The organism is Devosia sp. T2-14 (genome assembly GCF_055397495.1).
In genome coordinates this window covers 1,775,985-1,794,387 of sequence record NZ_AP027921.1, presented here as the reverse complement: position 1 = coordinate 1,794,387, position 18,403 = coordinate 1,775,985, and the positions used below count along the sequence as shown (strand labels likewise).

Below are 18,403 nucleotides of genomic sequence, written 5' to 3'. Positions count from 1 at the left end.
CTGCTTAGAGCGGGCAAGCATTGTCGGTGTAGTAGTCGTGCACCGGGATGGTACCAGCGATCACGCCGGCCTTCAGCTCTTCAACCTTGGCCTTCATGGCGTCGGTGATCAGCGCTGCGTTGTTTTCGTCGACGGCATAGTCAACGCCGCCATCGGCCAGGCCCAGGTCAATGCGACCGGGCTTGAAGGTTGCGTCATCGCCGGCTTCCTTGAACGCATTGTGCACGGCGACGTCGACGCGCTTGAGCATCGAGGTCAGCACCGAGCCGGGCTGGAGGTGGTTCTGGTTGCTGTCCACGCCGATGGAGTACTTGCCAGCATCCTTCATGGCCTGCAGCACGCCAATGCCCGAGCCGCCAGCAGCGGCAAAGATCACGTCGACGCCGCTGTCGATCTGGGCCTTGGCCAGTTCGCCGGCGGTCACCGGGTCGTTCCAGGCTGCCGGGGTGGTGCCGGTGTAGTTTTCGGTCAGGCCGATTTCCGGGTTCACGGCGCGAGCGCCATAGGCATAGCCGCAATAGAAGCGGTGGATCAGCGGAACGTCCATGCCGCCGATGAAGCCGACCTTGCCGGTTTCGGACTTCAGGGCAGCCAGCGCGCCAACGAGGAACGAGCCGGTGTGCTCATCGAACATGATCGACTGCACGTTGGGCTGGTCCACCACGGTGTCGATGACGACAAAGTTGGTGTCCGGGAATTCCTGGGCGACGGCGTTGAGGGCTGCTTCCCACGAGAAGCCGGCCATCACGATGGGGTTTGCACCCTGGCCTGCGAAGCGGCGCAGGGCCTGTTCGCGCTGGGCGTCGTTCTGCAGTTCGAGATCGAGGTAATTACCGCCGGTCTCTGCCTTCCAGGCCTCTGCACCATTGTAAGCGGCTTCGTTGAACGACTTGTCGAACTTGCCGCCCAGGTCGTAGATCACCGCCGGATCGGCGAACGCAGCGCCGGTAAGCATGGCGCTGAGCGCAACGCCACCTGCAATGGCCTTGGTGAAGGTAGTGAGTTTCATTGCTTGTTCTCCCTGTCCTGCACCGAGCGTTGGCCCTGTTCCAACGGACAATCTCAGTGCGTTAAGCGGATACAATCGTGCAAACGTTGCGCCCGCAAGAGGGATTCGAGGAATTTTATCCGGTTGGTCAAATTCTTGCGACACTGGTTACCGCGCCTGACAGAATAGGCGCTGGACCTACTCTGCCGCGAGTGGCGTCACCGTGGCGCCCATGGCCTCGCCGAACCGCAGGAAGAAGCCATCGATGATCTTCTGCGCGGAATTGCCGACAATGGCCTTGCCCAGCCGCATGATCTGCCCCGATGCTCCGCCATCAGCGCCAAATGCCAGAAGGGTCTCTTCGCCCACATCGGCCAGCACGATATCGGCCGACCCCTCGGCCAATCCCAGCAGCCCGCCCTTGCCCCGGCCCGACAGCGTATAGCGCTCCGCCGGCACGATATCGGACAGCACCAACTCGCCCTTGAACACCGGATTGACCACGCCGAGGCTGACCTTAATCTCGAGGTCGAGCGTGGTCTCGCCCGACCAGTCGATGCTGTGGCATCCGGGAATGGCGGCCTTGAGCACTTCGGTATTGTTGAGTGCCGCCCAGACGGCGGCGCGGGGTGCGGCGATGCGGTAGCGGCCTCCAAACTCCATCAGTTCGCCCCCCTCAACGCCTGGGGCGTCCCCGCCCCAATACGGCCTTGATGCACCGTGAGAGATTTGTCGGCCATGCAGTGCTACTCCGCTCTTTACGTGCGGCTTTTTCGCACCAATATGGTCTAAATAGTTGTCCTGACACCGTGTTGCAATTGTCAGCAGGCCGGGCAAAAGCAATCTATAGCGCCAGTGGCGCAGTCCGGGACGGACGTTTACCTACGAGGAGTGAAGAATGGCCAATGAAGTGACCGCAGCACCGGCAACCGCGAGCGTGCCTGCAGCCCTCGCCGAAAAGCCCCTGCAGTACCTCGACAAGGCGGTCAACGCCATTCGCGACCTGGGCATCTGGCCCGAGCAGCAGGGCGAGCAGCCCATTACCGGCCTTCTGAGCCAGATCACCGACCTCGATGAAACCCGCGTCGTGCTGATCGGTCGTACGCTCAGCCAGGCGAGCGCCTTCAATGAGGTGGTGCGCGAGCAGATCGCCGCCATGAAGATCGGCGAACGCTACGAAGAAATCACCAAGGGCTTCGATTCGATCCGCGACGATGCCAAGGGCATGGTCGACCAATTGGCCGACAACAAGCTCGACCTGCTCGAGCGCGCGTCCAACGTGTGGATGAAGGTCAGCCGCGGCGACATCGCGCAGCGCTTCAACAAGATCCGTGACACCTATCTGGAAGTCACCAAGGACACCAAGGACCAGATCGACCGCGAGCAGACCATCCTCGAGGCCTATCGCGATTTCCGCGGTGCGCTGAAGCAGGCGGAAGTGATGGCGCTCGAAGTGCTGCAGACCGCTGAAAAGCGCCTGGGCGAAAAGAAGGTCGTTCTCGATGGCGCTTCGGCGGCTGTCGCAGGCTATACCGGCTCGGTTCCCGCCGATCGCGCCCGCCTCGAAATGGATCGCGACGAAAAGCTGCGCGAAATGCAGAACGAGGAAAAGCGCTACCAGATCGCCAAGGACCTCTCGGACAACCTGACCATTTCCTACAACACGTCGGAAGTGGTGATGGCCCGCCTGATGCAGACGACCAATGCCAAAGAGCGCGTCTACCAGCAGTCGATCTCGTTCTTCTCGACCAACGAAACCGTGCTGACGGCGCTCAGCGCCTCGTTCACCGGCATGTTCGGCCTGCATGAATCCACCGAAACGCTCAACGCGATGAAGGAAGGGATGAGCAAGAGCCTCGAGACCCTCTCGGAAATCGGCGACAAGGTGCAGGAAGAGGCCGTCAAGGCCGGCTATGGCCCCACGGTTCGCGCCGATGCGGTCAAGAAGCTGGTCGACTCTGTGGTCAACTTCCAGGAGAAGAGCCGCACCATCATCAACGAGATGCGCGTGGCCTCGACCAAGAATTCCGCCGAAATCCGCGATGCGGTGGAAGATGGCAAGCGCCGTCTGGCGGCACTGGCTGCCGATGGCAACGCACTGCTGCTCGAAACCAAGAGCTGAGGGGTACGCCTAGGTTAGCAAGGGTGAACGCCAACAATGAGTGACGTGACAGCGAAACCCGCTGCGCCCCTGGATGAAGTCATGCTGGCGATGGACGTGGTCGACACGCTCCGTCACCGGCAGGACTTGGCCGTGCGCGAACTGGGCACCGATGCCAAGGAAAAGCAGCTGATCGACAAGCTGCGGGACATCTATCACCAGCAGGGCATCGAGGTACCGGACCACATCCTTAAGGAGGGTGTGGCGGCGCTGCAGGAAAGCCGCTTCGTCTATGATGCGCCCAAGCCGGGCTTCGGCACGACCATGGCGCGCATCTATGTTGGCCGCAAGCGCTGGGGCAAACCGGTCGGCGCTGCGCTCGTGGCGCTGCTAGTGCTGGGCGTTGGCTATTTCGGCGTCTGGCAGCCCTATCAGCGCGGCCAGGCCGAGCAGGCCCGGATCGAGCTGACCGAGGGCGTGCCCGCCCAGCTGGACGCGCTCTACAACACCATTTTCGAAGAAACCAAGGTGCAGCGCGCCGTGCTGGAAGCCGAGGCCCTGCGCACGCGCGGCAAGACGCTCGCCGCCGAAGGCGATCGCGCCGGTGCCGAAAAGGCCCTGACCGATCTGACCGCCCTGCGCGACCAGCTGCGCCAGGAATATACCCTGCGCATCGTCAACCGCACCGACGTGCAGTCGGGCTTCTGGACCATTCCCGAGGTCAATACGGCGGCCACGAATTACTACATCGTGGTCGAAGCGCTCGATGCCGACGGCAAGACGCTGAGCCTGCCCATTCTCAACGAGGAAAACGGGCAGACCGAAGTGGTCAGCATGTGGGGCGTCCGCGTTCCCGAAAGCCTCTATGACGCAGTCGCCGCCGACAAGCGCGACGATGGCATCATCCAGGTCAATGAAGTCGGTCGCAAATCGGCCGGTTTCCTTGATGTCGAATACAACATGCCCGTTCTCGGCGGCGCAGTAACGCGGTGGTAGAGCAATGAGCATCCGCGGGCCCGAAGCCCTGGCAAGCCTTGATGAAGCGATGCGCGACATCAGGCGCGAGGAAGAAGACATTTCCGCGCGCCTGGCGCGCTCGGCCGAGAAATTCGGCAAGATCAAGGAAACCGAAGCCGAGCTGTTCCGCCAGCTGGCGCAACTGCGGCTCGACCCCTCCGTGCAGGGCGAACTCGACGGCGCAATTTCGGCTGCCGAAAGCAAGGCCCGCGACCTGCTCAAGGCCCATGCCAAGGACCTCAGCAAGACCGAAAAGGACATTGCCGAGATCGACGCCACACTGGCGCAGCTGATTGCCGACCGCGCCGCGACGCTCAAGGTGTTCGAAGGTCATCAGGCCGAGCTCAAGGCACTCGCCGCCAAGCTTGGCGCCAGTATCGCGCGGGACCCGGCCTTTGCCGCCAAGCGCCAGCAGGCGACGGAAATGGCCGATATCGCCGCGCAGTCCATGCGCAAGACCGAACAGGCCGAGACCGACCGTGAGCAGAAGGGCAAGCCCTATCGCGACGATCCGTTGTTCATGTATCTTTGGGAGGCCGGTTACGGCACTGCCGCCTATCGCGCCAACAACCTGTTCCGCTATTTCGATGGCATGGTTGCCAACCTGGTCGGCTTCCAGAAGGCCCGGCCCAACTTCGCCATGCTGAACGAAATTCCGCTGCGTCTGCGCGAGCATGCCGAGCGGCAGATCGAGAATGCCAAGGCGGCCGAAGCCGAAGTCGACGCTTTGGAAACCGCCGCTATCGACGCGGCCGGCGGCAAACCGATGCGCGAGGCCATGGAGGCCGGTCAGAGCAAGATCGACGCGCTGGACGCGCAGATGATCGCGCTCGAAGACAAGCGAGACGAAACCGCGAGCCGCCTCGGCCAGCTGTCGCAGGCCGGTAATCCCGGCTTTGAAGGGGCACTGGGAGACCTTGCGGCCGCACTGGGCCGCGAGGACATCCAGTCGCTGCTCGCCGATGCCCGCCGCACCCGCACCGGGCAGGACGACACTATCGTCGCCCAGATTGACGATGCCCGCGCCCGCCTCAAGGACGAGCAGGGCGAAACGCGCGATCTCAATGAGCGCCTCAAGACCCTCGCCGCCCGCCGACGCGAACTTGAGGACATCCAGTGGGAGTTCAAGAAGCAGCGGTTCGACGATCCGCGCTCGAATTTCCGCGAAGACAAGCTGGTCGGCGACCTGCTGAACGAATTCCTGCGCGGCGGCATAACCGCGGCCTCCTATTGGGACCACTGGCAACGCAGCCAGAACTGGAGTGCAGGCACGTCAGATTGGGGTGGCGGCGTCGGCCTGCCCAATAATGGCCGCCAGCGTTCCAACTCGCCCTGGCCCGAGGCCGGCGGCAGCACCTTCAACTGGCCCGATTCCAGCTTCGGCGGCAGCTCCGGCAAGTCCAAGAGCAAGGGCGGTTCAGGCGGTTTCGGCGGCGGCTGGGGCGGCGGTTCCAGTAGCAGCGGCGGCGGCTTCTCGCGCCCCCGCACCGGCTCGGTCGGCACCCGCAAGCACGGCGGCTTCAAAACCGGCGGCGGGTTCTAAGCGGCAATCGAACCCTGGGGCATCCCGACGCAAGGCCGGGATGCCATATTTATTCGATCAGCTCACTTCAGAGCGGGCGGACCCAGATATTGCGGAAGGTCACATCGGAGTTGTGATCCTGCAGCCGGATGGGCTCGCAGCCATGGGCGCTATAGGTCGGAGAGCCGACATAGGACGTGGTGCCAGTCAGCTGGACGTGGTTCTGCACCAGCACGCCATTGTGGAAGACCGTAATGTAGGCGGGCTTTCGGACGCTGCCATTCTCGGAAAAAATCGGGGCTTCGAACACGATATCGTAGGTCTGCCACTCGCCCGGGGCGCGTGACGCGTTCACCAGCGGTGCATATTGCTTGTAGACCGAGCCCGCCTGACCTTGGACATAGGTCGGGTTGTCGAAACTATCTAGGATCTGCACTTCATAGCGGTTCTGGAACTTGATGCCGCTATTGCCCCGGTTCTGACTATCGAAGCCGGCGATGTCGGTCGGGCTGCGCCATTCGATATGCATCTGCACATCGCAGAAGTTTTCTGCCGTGACGACGTCACCCTTGCCGATGGACCAGATACCATCGGCGATTGGCCAATCCACGGCGCCGCCTTCGGCCGCCGCCTTGACCCAGGCGTCGGTATTGTTGCCGTCAAACAGGATTATGGCATCCGACGGAACGCCGCCCTCAGGCGTGGCGACCGATACCGGGACTGGCTCCCAGAATTCGGTGACTTCAGCCTGCACCCCACGCGGCACATCCTTCAAGGTGAGCGCTGGCGGTTCCGGCGTCTGTGCAATAGCCGTCACCGACGACAACGCACTGACCATGAGCGCTGCGCCCAACACATAGGACTTTCTATTGAATGCCATTTGATTACTCCATCCTCAGGGTTGGCCTCGTTCGGCCCGTCGGCGGGATTATCTGTTTTTTGACCGCCCACACCCGAAGTGTAGCATCCTAGAATACCAGAACAAGGCGCAAATCGCTGGGGCAAATCTCCCCACTGCGGCGGCTGGGCCTGGGCGTCGCTGCTCAGTTGACCGGCTGCGTCGCCATCAGTTCCCAGACATTGCCTTCGCTATCCTCGAAATAGGCGGAATAGCCCCATTCGGACTCGGTGCCGGGGGTGACGATGCTGCCACCGGCAATCAGCACCTGATCGAGAATTTCGTCCACCTCGGCCGGGCTTGCCGCCTTATGGCTGAGCACGAAGCCCGGCGTTCCGGCCACGGCGGCATCCTTGCCGGCGGTCTCGGCAATCTGCTCGCGCGAGAACAGCACGAAGGAGAACTTGTCGTCGAAGAAGAAGGCCACATGGTCCTCCCCCGCCGCGATCTGATCGTCGGAAATGTCGAACAGGGCGCGGTAGAAGGTGAACGCCCGCTCCAGATCGTCGACCCCGATGGTGATGATGGAGATCGATGGCTTCATGGCGTTGCTCCCTGACGAATAGGGGCCCTCTCTAGCGCGGTCGCGCCGCGGGGGCCACCATCATCTCACTCGTAATAGAGGCTGACGCGCTGCCCGCCAATTTCGTGCACCTTGATCTCCATGTCGTAGACGTCGGAGAGCACTTCGGGCACCACGATCTTGGAGGCCGGGCCCTCATGGGCCACCTTGCCGCGCTTCATGGCCACGATGTAGTCGGAATACCACGACGCGAAGTTGATATCGTGCAGCACCAGCACCACGGTCTTGCCCAGCTCGTTGGCGGCCTGGCGCAGCGTCTTCATCATGCCCATGGCATGCTTCATGTCGAGATTGTTGAGCGGCTCGTCGAGCAGCACGTAATCGGTGTCCTGGCACATCACCATGGCGACAAAGGCCCGCTGGCGCTGGCCGCCCGAGAGTTCGTCGAGGAAGCGCTCCGACAGCTCGCCCAGGTTGAGATAGCCGATCGCCCGGTCGATATGGGCCTTGTCCTCAACCGTCAGCCGCCCCTTGGTATAGGGATAGCGGCCGAACGAGATCAGGTCGCGCACGGTGAGGCGCGCGGTCATGTGGTTTTCCTGGCGCAGGATCGACAGGCGCCGCGCCAGCACGTCCGATGGCGTATTGGACACGTCCAGCCCATCGACGGTCACCGTGCCCTTGTCCATGCTCATCAGGCGGCTGACCATGGAGAGCAGGGTTGATTTGCCGGCGCCATTGGGGCCGATGATCGAGGTGATGCCGCCCTTGGGCAGGTTGAGCGTGACCCCATCCACCACACAGCTTTCGCCGTAGTGCTTTGTCACCGCATTGGTGATGATCATCGGGCCGATCTCCGCAACACAAGAACTATGAACACAATGCCACCGAGGAACTCGATGATAATCGAGAGGGCCGTGTCGAACTCAAACACCCGTTCGAGCACGGTCTGCCCACCCACCAGAAACACTATCGCCAGCAGCGCCGCGGCGGGCAGCACATATTTGTGACGGCTGGTGCCGATCAGCGAATGCGCCAGCGTCGCGACCAAGAGGCCAAAGAAGGTGATGGGTCCCACCAGCGCCGTCGAAACCGACACCAGAATGGCCACCAGCGTCAGGATGACAACCACTGTGCGCTTGTAATCGACGCCCAGATTGATGGCCTGCGCCCGCCCCAGCGTCAGCACGTCGAATGTGTGCATGATGCGGAAGGCGAAGATCGACACCACCAGCACGATGACAGCCGAGATGGTCAGCAGCGCCGGGTCGGTGGTGGAAAAGCTCGCATACATGGTGTCCTGCAGCACGTTGAACGCACCGGGATCGAGCATGCGCTGCATGAAATTGCTGATGGACCGGAAGAGAATGCCGAAGACGATGCCGACCAGAACCAGCAGGTGCAGGCTCCGCTCTTCCCCCAGGAACAGCCAGCGGAACAGCAGCAGCGAGAACACCACCATCACGCTGACTTCGAAGACGAATTGCAGCTGCGGATCGACCGTCACCAGCGCGCCGATCCCTAGGAAGAACACCATGCCGGTCTTGATCAGCATGTACAGCGCGTCGAAGCCCATGATCGAGGGCGTGAGGATACGGTTGTTGGTGACCGTCTGGAACAGCACGGTCGAGATCGAGATCGCATAGGCGACCAGCACCAGGCCGAGCAGCTTCTTGCCGCGGAAGCTCAGCACGAAGCTCCAGCTGCCCTTGGCGCCCAGCGTCATGAAGCAGACGATCGACACCACGGCGAGGACCGACAGGACCAGCAACACCAGCGCCGGACGAGAAAGCTTGATGGGCAGCGCGCCGCGTTGCGTCGAAAGATCAGGCAGCATGGCGACGGGTCCGCAGCAACAGGTAGAGGAAAATGCCGCTGCCCACGACGCCCACAACCACGCTGATCGGGATTTCGTAGGGGAACCGCACGATGCGTCCGATGATGTCGCAGATCATCACGAAGGCGGCGCCGCCCACGGCCACCCAGGGCACGGTTCGGCGCATGTTGTCGCCCACGGTGAGGCTGACAATGTTGGGGATGATAAGGCCCAGGAAAGGGATCGACCCCACCGAGACCAGCACCACGGCGCTCACCACCGAAACAATGACCAGACCGAGCATCATCACATGCTTGTGGTTGAGGCCCAGATTGGTGGTGAAGTCACGACCCATGCCGGCAACGGTGAAGCGGTCGGCGGCGATATAGGCGATGATGCAGCAGGCCAGCCCGATCCACAGCAGCTCATAGCGCCCGCGGATCACGCCGGAAAAGTCGCCCATGCTCCAGGCCAGCAGCGAGGCATTGAGCCCCATGCGATAGGCGAAGAACGAGGTGACCGAGCCGATAATGCCGCCCAGCATGATGCCGACCAGCGGCACCAGCAGCACGTCGCGCAGCGGCACCGCGCGCAGCACGCGCAGGAACAGGGCCGTCCCGGCCAGCGCGAAGACGGCGGCGACCAGCATCTTGGCCATCAGCGGCCAGCCCGGCGCGAAAATCGTCACGACGAGAAAACCCAGGCTCGCCGCTTCGGTGGTTCCCGCCGTCGAGGGTTCGACGAAGCGGTTGCGCACCACCATCTGCATCACGAGGCCAGCAATGGCCATGGAGGCACCGGCCAGCAGGATGGCCAGGGTGCGCGGGATGCGGCTGATCAACAGCACCTGCATCGGCCGGTCTTCGGCGCTGGATGACAATAAGGATGCGAGCGACACGTCGCTCACACCCACAAAAAGACTCGCTATCGCCAACCCGATGGTGACGATGATGGCCAGAACTAGATATCGCAACCGGCTGCCCCAATCGGTGCCGTAAAAAGACAAATCCCGGCAGCCTGTCGGCTGCCGGGGGAGTTCACTACGCTAAGCTTAGCTGTTGAAGCCAGCCAGAACCTGATCGAGCAGCAGGTTGACGGCGGCATAGCCGTTCATCGAGATGTAGGCGGCCTGCGGATCGAGGTAGACAACGTGACCGGCCTTGGCAGCGCTGGTCTGGTTGAACAGCTCGTTGTCGAGCAGGGCAGCAGCGGCGCCGCCATTCTCGCCGACACCGGCGTCGCGATCGACCACGAACACCCAGTCAGGGTTCATTTCGAGCAGGAATTCGAAGGTCACAGCATCGCCGCCATGATCGCCGTCCTTGACCGAAGCCAGGGCCGAGGGAACGCCAACTTCGTTGTAGATCCAGGACACGCGCGAGTCCGGACCATAGACGCCGAGCTTGCCGGCATTGGTGACCAGCACGAGAGCGGTGCCCTTGTCCTTGGCGGCAGCAGCGACTTCAGCGACCTTGGCATCGAGCGCAGCGCCGAGTTCGGCAGCCTTGTCCTGCTTGCCGAAGACTTCGCCCAGGGTTGCCAGGTTCTTCTTGACGCCTTCGATCATCGCGCCGTTGTCGACCGACATGTCGAGCGTGGGCAGGATGTCCTTGGCGGTTTCGTAAGCGGTGCGCGAACGGGCAGCCACGATATAGAGGTCGGCTTCGGAAGCAGCGATGCCTTCGAAATCGGGCTCCTGGAGCGAACCGATCTTGATCTGGTCAGCGGTCAGGAAGGGCTGCAGGTAAGCCGGGGCGTTGGAAGCCGGAACGCCGGCAACAGCCACACCCATTGCGCTCAGATTGTCGAACGCGGCCCAATCCTGCACCAGGACCTTTTCCGGCACGCCCGAAATCGTGGTTTCACCCGCAGCATGGGTGATCACCTTGTCCTGCGCGATGGCAGCAGAGGCGGAGAACGAGACGGCGCCGGCGACAAGCGCGGCAATGATCGCTTGGGTGTTGAGCTTCACGGATGCTTCCAATCCAGAGGGGTTGAAACTGGGACGCGATCTAATCATGACCGCGCTTGTCCGGTTTACTAGCCGCACGGCATCCGTGAGTCAAAGCCTTATATGACGTTTTTCTTCATATTTTCAAAGCATGGCCCGGAGAGGCCCGGGCCATGCTGGATTGTCAGGATTTTGCGAGCAGATTGCGCAACTTACCCAAAGCGCTGGTCGCGCCCTCGCCATAGGCGATGGTGCCCTGGAAGCCGCCCTTGCTGTCCAGCAGGAAGACCGAGGCAGTGTGGTTCATGGTGTAGTCGCCATTGTCGAGCGGCGACTTTTCGTAGAACGCACCCCAGGCCTTGGCGAGCTTGGCCACTTCGGCGGGCTCGCCGGTAATGCCGGTCACGCGCTCGCCGGCCCAGCTGACATAGTCACCCAGAATGGCGGGGGTGTCGCGCTCGGGGTCGACGCTGACGAAATAGGCCTGCAGTGCCTTGCCTTCGTCGCCCAGCGCTTCGAACCATGAGCTGATTTCGGCCAGCGTGGTCGGGCACACATCGGGGCAATGGGTGAAGCCGAAGAACAGCAGCGAGGGATGGCCATCAAAGACCGTCTCGTCCACCGGCGCACCGGTCTGATCGACCAGGTCGAACTGCGCCACGCCGAACGTGCTTTCCGGCTCCGGACGCGGCAGGAAGACGGCGATCAGCGATCCGATCGCCAAAGCGGCGACGGCGATCCACAGGCCGATGCGAAGATTGCGCATGCCCATCAGTGTGCATGCCCGCCAGCGGCCGGGGCGTCAGCGGCCGGGGCGCCGACCGGCAGCATCACTTCGACCGAACCGGCCTTTTCGAAGGTCAGGGTAACAGCAATGCTCTCGCCTTCCACGAACGCCTGCTTGAGGCCCATGAACATGATGTGGAAGCCGCCTGGGGCCAGCTCGACGGTTTCGCCGGCCGGGATCTCGATGCCGTCCTTGACCTCGCCCATCTTCATCACATTGCCCTCAAGGGCCATCTGATGGATCTGGGTGTCGGCAGCGACTTCGGAGCTCGCCGAGATCAGGCGGTCGGCTTCGGTGCCGGTATTCTCGATGGTCAGATAGCCACCGCCCACCGGGGCGTTTGGCAGGGTGGCGCGGGTAAAGGGCGCCGAGATGTTGATGGGCCCCAGATGGATGACGCCATTATGGGCAAAAACGGGTGCAACGACGAGGGTGGCGGCCACGAGGGCGGCGCTGAGCATGCGGATCATGTGCTTAATTCCGGTTTGAAAAGGGTCTGGGTGGCCCGCAAGGGGGCCGTGAGGTCAGACCAGAACCGGAGGCGCGCGCGGACCGCCGGGGGCGGTCAATATGGCGGGTATGAAGCTCTGTGCCGGCGCCAGCAGCGGCGCGGCCAATGCCACGCGATCATGAGTGGGCAGTGCAGACGACGCCGGTGGCGTCAGGTCGGTCTTGCCAACGCCGGTTGCCGGGCACTTGGCAATGGTGACGTCGCTATCGGGGGCATCGACGCCCGCGGGCGTACACAGCACCCAGCTGGCTTCAATCGTGGCATAGCCCAGTTCGGCGAAGCCGAGCTGGCTGGCCCGCGCATGATGCATCGGCGCCAGCAGCGTCAGCAAATAGATCGCGAGCACGGCCAGGGCCGTTCCGATCTCTCTGCTCATGTGACGCGTGTTGGACATAAAACCTTCCTAGGCGGCTTTGGCGCCCGGCTCAAGATCGCTTTTGGGGCGCATTTGTCGCGGCTCACACCGCCGGGACATAGGTCTCGGCGCAGAGCGCGAGGAAACTCTTCATCGCTGCAGACAAAGGCGTCGACTTGCGGCGGGCCACCAGCAGCTGCCGCAGCGCCCAGGGCTCGGCCAGCGGCGCGCAGACCAGGTCGGTCCCCGCCAGCAGGTGGAGACTGGTCGAGCGCAGGAAGCCGATGCCGAACCCCGCCTCGACCATGCGCACCAGCGCCGGAAAGCTCTCGACGCGGACATTCTCCACCAGCGCCTTGCCGTTCTTGCCGGCGGCTTCACCGACGAGACGATCGAGCGCCCCCGTCTGGTGGATGCCCACCATCGGGTGATCGATCACGGTGTTGAAGGAAATGTCCTTGCGCGGCTCGATCTGGGCGGCCAGCGGATGATCGGGCGGCGCCAGCACCCAGACGCGCTCATCCTCGAAGGCGCGAATCTCGAAGCGCGAGAAATCGTAATTGTCCGAGACGATAGCGATATCAGCGCGCCCCTCGTCCAGCGCCAGCAGGGCCTTGGCCGTCGACATTTCCTGGATGTTGAGCACGATGCCGGGATAGCGCGTCGTATAGCGGGCCAGCAGTTCGGGCAGGCGCCCGGTTAGCGCCGCGCTGGTACAGGCCAGCCGCAGGTCGCCGCGCGCGCCCGACCCAAAATCGGCCATCACCGCATCGAGGTCGGCAATGGCGCGCAGCACGGTGCGGCACCCTTCGGCATAGGCTTCGCCCGCATCGGTGAGCCGCACGCCATGAGCCGAGCGATCGAACAGCACCACGCCGAGCCGGCTTTCGAGATCGGACACGCGGCGGCTGACGGCCGAGGAGGCAATGCCTTCGCGCTCGGCGGCGCGGCCTATCGAGCCGGTCTCGGCCAGCAGCAGGATCAGTCTTGCGGTGACGCTATCAAATGGTGCCATGGGGTCTCCCTGAATCGGCACCATACTCATCGGCGTCAGTTCAGCAAGCTCAGGCCGCGCGCCATGTAGAAAATCCCGATGGCCGTGACGATCAGGCGCGTCCATTTCTTGAAATTCGCGTCGGTCAGCCGCTGCAAAATCCAGTGGCCGGCGCTGGTGCCAGCAATGGCGAAAGGCGCGGCCAGCGCGATGGCGGCCCATTCGAACGAGGTCAGCACCGTCGTGGCATTCCAGTAGAACACCACCTTGGCGGCATGGGACACTACCTGCGTCGCCGCCTTGGTGGCGATGATCTGCCGCCGGTCCATCGCCGTGCGGATGAAGAAGATATCGATGGTCGGTCCGGCCACGCCAACGGTCAGGTTCAGCGCCCCGCCCATGAAGCCGCAGATGAAGGCGTGATGGGGCTTGCTGGCATCGAGCGACAGCCAGTGCGGCGGTATCCACAACACGATGGGCAGCAGGCCAATGGCGATGCACACCGCGGCCAGCGTCGGCTCATAGCGCACCAGCAGCAGCAGAAGCCCGGCGGCGAGCAGACCGAGCAGGATGACGCCGAGCACCTTCCAGTCGATGAACTGGCGCGACATCCAGGCCCGCGAGCCATTGGCAATGATCTGGATGGCGCCCTGCACCGCAATGGCCGTGCCCACCGGCAGCACCATCAGCAAAATGGCCAGCAGCACCAGCCCGCCCGCCATGCCGAACACGCCCGATAGCGTCGACGTCAAAAAAACCGCCAGCAACAGAGTGCCGGCCACCGCAAGGCTCATGAATGTCTCCCCAACTGCCCCACTCATGCGCCCAAGCCGCGCGCCGCGCCATGACGGATGCGGCAAGGCCGGGTGCCGAAGCTGGTGGACCTGGTTCGCGAGATTCTCACATGCGCGGTGTCATCCCGGACTTGATCCGGGATCCATTTCGCGATCTCAGGATGGGCCCCGGCTCAAGGCCGGGGTGACCCGGTGGGTGCCCCACCCACCGAACAGGCTTCCCTCCCCCCCCTGTGGGGAGGGAATGAGGGTGGGGGTATTCCACCCACCGAAGCCAAGACGCCCCTTACGTGCTCGCCGCCCTTGCGTTGGCCTGAGCCACCATCTCGTCGGGGATGTCGTCGAAGCTGGCATAGTTCATGTTGTAGAGCTTGGCGTAGAGCCCTTCCTTGGCCATCAGCTCGTCGTGATTGCCCGTCTCGATCAGCTCGCCATTCTGCAGCACGATGATGCGGTCGGCACCGCGGATGGTCGCGAGGCGGTGGGCGATCACCATGCCGGTGCGGCCTTCCAGCAAAGTCAGCAGCGCCTTCTGGATCTGCCGTTCGGTGTAGGAGTCGATATTGGCCGTGGCTTCGTCCAGCACCAGTATCTTGGCGTCGGCGACCAGGGCGCGGGCAAAGCTCAGCAACTGCCGCTGGCCCAGCGACAGGTTGGAGCCGCGCTGCTCGAGCATGCTGTGATAACCATTGGGCAGGCGTTCGATGAATTCATGCGCGCCCACCGCCTTGGACGCCTTGATGACGTCATCGAGCGTAGCCGAGGCCTTGTTGTAGCGGATGTTGTCGAAAATGCTGCCGGTGAACAGGAACGGTTCCTGCAGCACCATGGCCACCTGCTCGCCCAACGATTCCTGGGTCACGTCGCGCACGTCGTGGCCGCCCACCATCACCGATCCGCCTTGCACTTCGTAAAAGCGGTGCACCAGCGACATGGCCGAAGTCTTGCCCGAACCGGTCGGGCCCACCAGGGCCACTGTCTCGCCGGGATTGACCTTGAAGCTCACATTCTTGAGCACGGGGCGGTCGGCGGCATAGCCAAACACCACGTCGCGGAATTCCACGGAGCCATCCATGTCGCGGGTCAGCGTCACGGCATCGGGCTTGTCGGTGATCGAGGCGGGCACGTCGAGCACTTCGGTAATGCGGCGGCCCGAGGTCATGGCGCGCTGCATGATCGAATATTGCATGGTCAGCGAGCGGATCGGGTCGAAGAAGCGCTGGATGTAGAAGATGAAGGCGACAATGACGCCGATCTCCAGTCCGCCATTGAGCACCAGTGAGCCGCCCACCACCACCACGATGGCCATGGCGATGCCGGTAAGCGTGTCGACGATCGGCACCATGACCTGCGCATAGCGCGAGCCGGTCAGCTGGGTCTGCAGGTTGTGATAGGCCTTGTCGTCATAGAGGTCGAAATTGACCTTCTGGCGATCGAGGTTCTGCACGGTGCGCACGCCATTGATGCCTTCGGCCATGGCGCCGGCGGTGATCGAATTGGTCTCGTGCGCCGCCCAGAAGGCGCGCTTGGCCGGCGGCAGCCAGAAGATGCGCACCACGAACAGGATGGGCATTGTCGAGAGCGTCAGCAGGCCCAGCCGGAAGTCGAGCGAGAGCAGCACGAAGACGATGCCGAACAGCAGGACGACGTCGCCCACCGACAGCACCGAGGTTTCGAGGAATTCCTGCATGGAATTGACGTCGCCCTGCAACCGGCTCATCAGCCGGCCCACTTCGGTCTTGTCCATGAAGCTCAGCGAGACGCGCTGCAGCTGGGCGAACATGGCGCGGCGCATGTCGAACAGCACGTTCTCGGCCACCTTGCCCACCTGGCTTTCCTGCACCCAGGAGGCGCCGAAATTGACCACCACGGCCACTGCAAAGGCGGCGACGGCCCAGGTCAGGTTCTCGGCATTGCCGCCCTGGGTCATGCCGCTGTCGATGGCCATGCCGATGATCAGGGGAATGGCCAGCTGGGTCGCCGTGAACACCAGCACTGCCGCGACCGACAGATAAATCTTGGTCTGATAGGGTTTCACGAAGGCCCAGATGCGGCGCACCGTGCGCGGATCATAGGCCTTGCCGAACACTTCTTCCTCGATGCGATGGCTGCCCACGCTGGCGCGTGGCGGGCGCTGCCCCGGAAAGGCAGCGACTTCGCGATCTTCTTCTTCCACAGCGCTCATTGGGCCGCGCTCCCGAGTTCGATATCTTCAGTGGGGCGGGTCTGCAGGTCATAGAGCGCGCGATAGCGGCCCCCCAGCGCCAGCAATTCCTCGTGGCTGCCCTGTTCGACGATTTTGCCCTCGTCGAGGAACAGGATCGTGTCGGCATGCAGCAGCGAGCTCAGCCGGTGCGAAATCACCAGCGTCACCCGGTCCTTGGCATAGCGCCGAATGGCGCTGCGGATGCGGTGCTCGGTGCCCGCATCGACCGCGGCCGTCGAGTCATCGAACACCATCACGGCCGGCCGCAGCACGAGGCTGCGCGCGATCGACAGGCGCTGGCGCTGCCCGCCCGAGAGCGACACGCCGCGCTCGCCCACCACCGTGTCGTAACCTGCTGGAAGGCCCATGATGTAGCTGTGCAGCTGCGCGCTTTCGGCGGCCTTTTCGATCTTGGTTTCCTTGGACCACGGATCGCCATAGGCGATGTTGTTCTCGATGGTCGTGGTGAAAAGGAAGCTGTCCTGCTGCACCACCGCGACGGCGCGGCGCAGCGATTGCAGGCTGACCTCGCGCACGTCCTGGCCGTCGATGGTCACCCGGCCACCCGTCACGTCATAGAAGCGGGGAATGAGGTGGGCGAGGGTCGACTTGCCGCTGCCGGGCGCGCCGACAATGCCGATGGTCTGGCCGGCCTTGGCCTCAAAGCTGACGCCGTCGAGCGTCGGATAGTTGGCGCCGGGATAGGTGAACTGCACATTCTCGAACCGCAGCGTGCCTTCGGTCACCTTGAGGTCGGGCACGCCGGGCGCATCGGCGATTTCCACCGGCTGGTCGAGGAAGGCATAGAAGCGCTCGCCGCAGGTCGAGGCACGGGCAAAGGAGTTGACCATCAGGCCGAGCTGGCGCACCGGCATCTGCAGAATGGTCATGAAGGTCAGGAAGCTCGCCAGCGTACCGACGCTCATCTCGCCCGCGATCACCTTGTTGCCGCCGACCCAGAGCACCAGCCCCATGGCCGCAAAGAACGAGAAGGTCATGGCGCTGGTATTGCGCACGCGCACATCGACGCGTTCATGCGCCAGCTTGAGGGCATCCCGGGACGCCGCGTCAAACTTGTCCAGCTCGAACTTCTGGCCGGAAAAGGCGCGCACCACGCGGATGCCGCCGAGGTTTTCTTCCATCACGCGGCTCAGCGCCGAGAGTTTTTCCTGCAGCACAACCCAGGTGGCGCGCAAAGTCAGCTGCGCAACCGACGAGCGCCAAGCGACGAAAGGCACGAAGCTCAGCGCCAGCAGGCCCAGCACCACATCGGTGGTCAGCAGCATATAGGCGCCCACCCCGATCAGTACCGACAGCAGCACCACGCGCACGAAACCGGTGGCAAAGAACATGCGAACGCCATCGAGATCGAGCAGGCCGAGCGTGATCAGGTCACCGCTATGGACCTTGTCATGGTAGGAATAAGAGAGCCGCTGCACCTTGTCGTAAAAGGCCAGGCGCAGCTCATAGCCGACATGGTGGCCGACGGACTCCGAATAATAGTTCTGCAGCAGCGTGAAGAAGCCGCGCGCCACCGAGACGCCCAGCAGCATCATTGCGGTCCAGAACAGCGCTTGTTCGGCGCCATCTGCCGCCGTGGTCAGGATGCCCTGCGCCTGGTCCACCGCATGTCCGAGCAGGCGCGGGATCATCAATTGCAGCACCGCGGCAACAACGGTGGCACCAATCGCCGCCGTCGCCTGCCAGGGATGGCGCAACGAATAGAGGGTGATCCGCATGATCGGGCCGTGGCCCTTGCCGGCATGAGCCGCAGCCACATGTACCCGTGCATCGCCGCGTGAATGGACGCGGCCAGCCTTGTCGGTGGTCAAGGAAGTATCCAGACTTCAAAAAAATTGTGTGGGTCCGAACGGGGCAAGGGCCAACCAGCGCCGCGGTTCGGACAAATCAACTCGCCCGAACAATCAACCCCCATTCGC

Annotated in this window: 18 protein-coding genes; 3 read left to right on the top strand and 15 right to left on the bottom strand. The window is 63.1% G+C overall.

What is annotated here, in order from left to right:
• Nucleotides 1-4: 4 nt before the first annotated feature.
• Together ACZ5WT_RS08835 and ACZ5WT_RS08830 are read right to left on the bottom strand one after the other, a co-directional pair.
• On the bottom strand, nucleotides 5-1,009 hold the full coding sequence (locus tag ACZ5WT_RS08835) for a BMP family lipoprotein (RefSeq protein ID WP_464286998.1): 1,005 nt from the start codon (nucleotides 1,007-1,009) through the stop codon (nucleotides 5-7).
• A gap of 177 nt (nucleotides 1,010-1,186) precedes the next feature.
• A complete protein-coding gene (locus ACZ5WT_RS08830) occupies nucleotides 1,187-1,651 on the bottom strand; it encodes a CoxG family protein (protein ID WP_464286997.1) in 465 nt (154 codons plus the stop codon).
• Nucleotides 1,652-1,886: 235 nt separating this feature from the next.
• Between ACZ5WT_RS08830 and ACZ5WT_RS08825 the strand changes: the two genes are divergently transcribed.
• From ACZ5WT_RS08825 to ACZ5WT_RS08815, 3 genes are read left to right on the top strand one after another with little or no spacing between them, the layout of a single operon-like run.
• Nucleotides 1,887-3,110, top strand: a complete 1,224-nt coding sequence (locus ACZ5WT_RS08825) for a cell surface protein (protein WP_464286996.1) — start codon at nucleotides 1,887-1,889, stop codon at nucleotides 3,108-3,110.
• 36 nt (nucleotides 3,111-3,146) lie between these two features.
• On the top strand, nucleotides 3,147-4,085 hold the full coding sequence (locus tag ACZ5WT_RS08820; protein ID WP_464286995.1) for a DUF6384 family protein: 939 nt from the start codon (nucleotides 3,147-3,149) through the stop codon (nucleotides 4,083-4,085).
• Between the two features lie 4 nt (nucleotides 4,086-4,089).
• Nucleotides 4,090-5,649: a hypothetical protein gene (locus ACZ5WT_RS08815; RefSeq protein ID WP_464286994.1), complete on the top strand. Its 1,560-nt coding sequence runs from the start codon at nucleotides 4,090-4,092 to the stop codon at nucleotides 5,647-5,649.
• A 67-nt stretch (nucleotides 5,650-5,716) separates the two neighbouring features.
• Here ACZ5WT_RS08815 and ACZ5WT_RS08810 read toward each other — a convergent pair whose 3' ends face one another.
• The 13 genes from ACZ5WT_RS08810 to ACZ5WT_RS08750 all read right to left on the bottom strand — a co-directional run bounded on the left by ACZ5WT_RS08810 (nucleotide 5,717) and on the right by ACZ5WT_RS08750 (nucleotide 18,295).
• Nucleotides 5,717-6,508 (bottom strand): 3-keto-disaccharide hydrolase, encoded by a 792-nt coding sequence (locus ACZ5WT_RS08810; RefSeq protein ID WP_464286993.1) that lies wholly within the window; start codon nucleotides 6,506-6,508, stop codon nucleotides 5,717-5,719.
• Between the two features lie 163 nt (nucleotides 6,509-6,671).
• Nucleotides 6,672-7,070: a VOC family protein gene (locus ACZ5WT_RS08805; RefSeq protein WP_464286992.1), complete on the bottom strand. Its 399-nt coding sequence runs from the start codon at nucleotides 7,068-7,070 to the stop codon at nucleotides 6,672-6,674.
• Between the two features lie 65 nt (nucleotides 7,071-7,135).
• Nucleotides 7,136-7,894 carry an iron ABC transporter ATP-binding protein gene (locus ACZ5WT_RS08800; RefSeq protein WP_464286991.1) on the bottom strand — a complete coding sequence of 253 codons (759 nt, stop codon included), beginning with the start codon at nucleotides 7,892-7,894 and terminating at the stop codon, nucleotides 7,136-7,138.
• Entirely contained in the window at nucleotides 7,891-8,886 is a 996-nt protein-coding gene (locus ACZ5WT_RS08795; protein ID WP_464286990.1) for an iron chelate uptake ABC transporter family permease subunit, read from the bottom strand. Before ACZ5WT_RS08795 ends, ACZ5WT_RS08800 begins: the two co-directional genes overlap by 4 nt.
• Nucleotides 8,876-9,838 (bottom strand): ABC transporter permease, encoded by a 963-nt coding sequence (locus tag ACZ5WT_RS08790; protein ID WP_464286989.1) that lies wholly within the window; start codon nucleotides 9,836-9,838, stop codon nucleotides 8,876-8,878. The genes ACZ5WT_RS08795 and ACZ5WT_RS08790 overlap by 11 nt, the downstream gene beginning before the upstream one ends.
• Nucleotides 9,839-9,916: 78 nt before the next feature.
• Nucleotides 9,917-10,837, bottom strand: a complete 921-nt coding sequence (locus ACZ5WT_RS08785; RefSeq protein WP_464286988.1) for a siderophore ABC transporter substrate-binding protein — start codon at nucleotides 10,835-10,837, stop codon at nucleotides 9,917-9,919.
• Between the two features lie 163 nt (nucleotides 10,838-11,000).
• A complete protein-coding gene (locus ACZ5WT_RS08780) occupies nucleotides 11,001-11,582 on the bottom strand; it encodes an SCO family protein (RefSeq protein ID WP_464286987.1) in 582 nt (193 codons plus the stop codon).
• 5 nt (nucleotides 11,583-11,587) lie between these two features.
• Nucleotides 11,588-12,073, bottom strand: coding sequence for a copper chaperone PCu(A)C (locus tag ACZ5WT_RS08775; RefSeq protein ID WP_464286986.1), 486 nt, complete (start codon nucleotides 12,071-12,073; stop codon nucleotides 11,588-11,590).
• Nucleotides 12,074-12,127: 54 nt separating this feature from the next.
• Complete coding sequence (locus ACZ5WT_RS08770) at nucleotides 12,128-12,508, bottom strand: hypothetical protein (protein ID WP_464286985.1); 381 nt, start codon at nucleotides 12,506-12,508, stop codon at nucleotides 12,128-12,130.
• 64 nt (nucleotides 12,509-12,572) lie between these two features.
• Nucleotides 12,573-13,484 (bottom strand): LysR family transcriptional regulator, encoded by a 912-nt coding sequence (locus ACZ5WT_RS08765; protein ID WP_464286984.1) that lies wholly within the window; start codon nucleotides 13,482-13,484, stop codon nucleotides 12,573-12,575.
• Between the two features lie 35 nt (nucleotides 13,485-13,519).
• Complete coding sequence (locus ACZ5WT_RS08760) at nucleotides 13,520-14,257, bottom strand: TSUP family transporter (RefSeq protein WP_464286983.1); 738 nt, start codon at nucleotides 14,255-14,257, stop codon at nucleotides 13,520-13,522.
• A 286-nt stretch (nucleotides 14,258-14,543) separates the two neighbouring features.
• Nucleotides 14,544-16,442, bottom strand: coding sequence for an ABC transporter ATP-binding protein (locus ACZ5WT_RS08755; RefSeq protein WP_464286982.1), 1,899 nt, complete (start codon nucleotides 16,440-16,442; stop codon nucleotides 14,544-14,546).
• Nucleotides 16,439-18,295: an ABC transporter ATP-binding protein gene (locus tag ACZ5WT_RS08750; protein ID WP_464286981.1), complete on the bottom strand. Its 1,857-nt coding sequence runs from the start codon at nucleotides 18,293-18,295 to the stop codon at nucleotides 16,439-16,441. Before ACZ5WT_RS08750 ends, ACZ5WT_RS08755 begins: the two co-directional genes overlap by 4 nt.
• Between the last annotated feature and the right edge of the window lie 108 nt (nucleotides 18,296-18,403).

Excerpts from the sequence above, each read along its gene's own strand:
- ACZ5WT_RS08825 (WP_464286996.1), top strand. The coding sequence starts at position 1,887 with ATGGCCAATGAAGTGACCGCAGCACCGGCAACCGCGAGCGTGCCTGCA.
- ACZ5WT_RS08805 (WP_464286992.1), bottom strand. The coding sequence starts at position 7,070 with ATGAAGCCATCGATCTCCATCATCACCATCGGGGTCGACGATCTGGAG.
- ACZ5WT_RS08830 (WP_464286997.1), bottom strand. The coding sequence starts at position 1,651 with ATGGAGTTTGGAGGCCGCTACCGCATCGCCGCACCCCGCGCCGCCGTC.
- ACZ5WT_RS08810 (WP_464286993.1), bottom strand. The coding sequence starts at position 6,508 with ATGGCATTCAATAGAAAGTCCTATGTGTTGGGCGCAGCGCTCATGGTC.
- ACZ5WT_RS08835 (WP_464286998.1), bottom strand. The coding sequence starts at position 1,009 with ATGAAACTCACTACCTTCACCAAGGCCATTGCAGGTGGCGTTGCGCTC.
- ACZ5WT_RS08775 (WP_464286986.1), bottom strand. The coding sequence starts at position 12,073 with ATGATCCGCATGCTCAGCGCCGCCCTCGTGGCCGCCACCCTCGTCGTT.
- ACZ5WT_RS08820 (WP_464286995.1), top strand. The coding sequence starts at position 3,147 with ATGAGTGACGTGACAGCGAAACCCGCTGCGCCCCTGGATGAAGTCATG.
- ACZ5WT_RS08795 (WP_464286990.1), bottom strand. The coding sequence starts at position 8,886 with ATGCTGCCTGATCTTTCGACGCAACGCGGCGCGCTGCCCATCAAGCTT.
- ACZ5WT_RS08780 (WP_464286987.1), bottom strand. The coding sequence starts at position 11,582 with ATGCGCAATCTTCGCATCGGCCTGTGGATCGCCGTCGCCGCTTTGGCG.
- ACZ5WT_RS08765 (WP_464286984.1), bottom strand. The coding sequence starts at position 13,484 with ATGGCACCATTTGATAGCGTCACCGCAAGACTGATCCTGCTGCTGGCC.
- ACZ5WT_RS08800 (WP_464286991.1), bottom strand. The coding sequence starts at position 7,894 with ATGATCATCACCAATGCGGTGACAAAGCACTACGGCGAAAGCTGTGTG.
- ACZ5WT_RS08760 (WP_464286983.1), bottom strand. The coding sequence starts at position 14,257 with ATGAGCCTTGCGGTGGCCGGCACTCTGTTGCTGGCGGTTTTTTTGACG.
- ACZ5WT_RS08770 (WP_464286985.1), bottom strand. The coding sequence starts at position 12,508 with ATGTCCAACACGCGTCACATGAGCAGAGAGATCGGAACGGCCCTGGCC.
- ACZ5WT_RS08815 (WP_464286994.1), top strand. The coding sequence starts at position 4,090 with ATGAGCATCCGCGGGCCCGAAGCCCTGGCAAGCCTTGATGAAGCGATG.
- ACZ5WT_RS08755 (WP_464286982.1), bottom strand. The coding sequence starts at position 16,442 with ATGAGCGCTGTGGAAGAAGAAGATCGCGAAGTCGCTGCCTTTCCGGGG.